General features: G+C 40.3%; 3 protein-coding genes. All 3 read left to right on the forward strand.

Annotated elements, in window-relative coordinates:
• Positions 1 to 37: 37 nt before the first annotated feature.
• The 3 genes from BCT81_RS24990 to BCT81_RS25005 all read left to right on the forward strand — a co-directional run bounded on the left by BCT81_RS24990 (position 38) and on the right by BCT81_RS25005 (position 1,785).
• A complete protein-coding gene (locus BCT81_RS24990; protein WP_102426211.1) occupies positions 38 to 469 on the forward strand; it encodes a hypothetical protein in 432 nt (143 codons plus the stop codon).
• Between the two features lie 165 nt (positions 470 to 634).
• A complete protein-coding gene (locus BCT81_RS25000) occupies positions 635 to 1,231 on the forward strand; it encodes a ComF family protein (RefSeq protein ID WP_102426212.1) in 597 nt (198 codons plus the stop codon).
• The gene (locus BCT81_RS25005; protein ID WP_241908273.1) at positions 1,228 to 1,785 is read left to right on the forward strand and encodes a hypothetical protein; all 558 of its coding nucleotides are present in this window, start codon (positions 1,228 to 1,230) and stop codon (positions 1,783 to 1,785) included. Before BCT81_RS25000 ends, BCT81_RS25005 begins: the two co-directional genes overlap by 4 nt.
• Positions 1,786 to 1,848: the final 63 nt, after the last annotated feature.

The raw sequence follows: 1,848 nt of genomic DNA on the forward strand, positions 1-1,848 counted from the left end.
TTCTGTCTAATATAGCTGTTAGCAGTACAGGAGTAACATGGCTAAGCAAATATGGGAAATAACTCCCCAAGATATACAAGATCATGCTGTATGGCAGTTTCCCTCATGGAAAGATGATAGTCATGATGAGACTGTCATTTGTCAAGCTAGCCAAGATGATGCACTAGATCCCAACTCTAACATCATTGTCAGGGCGAAATTCGTCGATGCGAATGGTAATGAGTTTATTGGTTTCATTCATTATGGATTAGCTGAAGTCGAATATTCTCAACCCAATATGTTCGTAAATGGCAAAACCGTAGGCTTTTGGTTTGGCATTACGAAGCCCAATCATAACGACTTGATAAGACTAAACTTCCCTATAGTGATAACGTCAGAGTCAGTTTTTGGTTTAGAGCAGATTACAGTCACTATCGAAGGTTATAGTTATGTCAATGAAGCATCGGCTACTTGCGTAATGTCCTGCTAACAAATTGTTTAAGAGTGATTCGGCACGCGTGGCATTTTTACCATGCGTCAGGTTTAGTGGTTAAGGTGGTATGCGGAAGCTTCGGTATTGCGTGCCTCACACCTTAACAAGGCGTTATGCCTTTCAAAGAATAATAGATTTCAACGTCAAGCTAGGAGTGTAATTATGGATGTAAATGTAAAAGAAATTACAGGGGTCTGGGACTTAGGTTATTCTCTTGATAAGCACATTGTAAGCAGTACTTACATTGGTGAAAATCAGTGGGGTCATGCGCAGTTTGATACTGTCAGAACCGATGTTGGTGAAGCAGTGTTTCTCTTGAAGTACAGAGATGACTTTACTCAGTGCACTGACATCGCTCAAAGTATAAATGACAATATTTTGCCGAAACTGCCTTTTATTTCTTTCATCGTGGCTATGCCACCTTCGAAAGTTAGACCCAAACAACCTGTACAAGAAATAGCGTTAGAGCTCGGTAATATCGCGGGTAAACTTTGTATTAGTGGTTTGCTCGTAAAATCAAAGTCTACGCCGCAAATGAAAGATATTGCTAGTCGTGAGGACCGTATAGAGTTGTTGATGGAGGCATTTGAAATCGATGATAAAGTTGTAGCCGAGACATTGCCGGAAACAGGTTACAATGTACTTATAATCGATGATTTGTACGATACAGGTACATCATTAGAAGCTGCCACTCAGACACTACGTCAATGTGATAAGATTGACAAAATATTTGTTGCTACAGCTACTAGGAAAAGATGATGACTACGGTTTTTGTTTCAGGCTCAATGAGAATTAAAAATTTAGACGAAAACGTGCGTTTTCGCTTAAAACATATAGTCGATTCTGGGTTTGACGTGATCGTTGGTGATGCTGATGGAGTGGATACCTCTATACAAGAGTTCTTGTTGCAACACTCCTACCAAAATGTGACGGTGTATTGCACTGGTGGGCAACCCAGAAATAACGTGGGACGCTGGGCTGTTAAAAACATCGTTAGTAGTGCATCTCCCGGCTCTAGGGCGTTCTTTACTGCCAAAGACTTAGCCATGACTCAAGATTGTGACTTTGGCTTGATGGTTTGGGACACTAAAAGTACAGGTACTTTGAGTAATGCAGTCGAGCTTTTACAGCTCGATAAAAAGTCACGTGTATACGTCAATAAAGAGAAATCCTTTGTAAAGGTAACTACCGTACAAGACCTTGAGCACTTGGTTACTTTTATGAGTGACTTTGCGTATAAAAAAGCGGACGACAAGATTAAGTTAAGGGCTAAGATTGAAGCCATTAAACATAAGTCTTTCGAACTCTTTTAGTACAGGCATAACAAAGCATTTAAGAGTGATTTGCAACGCTTGGCATTTTCGCTTCGCTCAAGT

Origin of the sequence: Vibrio sp. 10N.261.52.A1 (assembly GCF_002876325.1) — a bacterium.
Taxonomy (GTDB): domain Bacteria; phylum Pseudomonadota; class Gammaproteobacteria; order Enterobacterales; family Vibrionaceae; genus Vibrio; species Vibrio chagasii.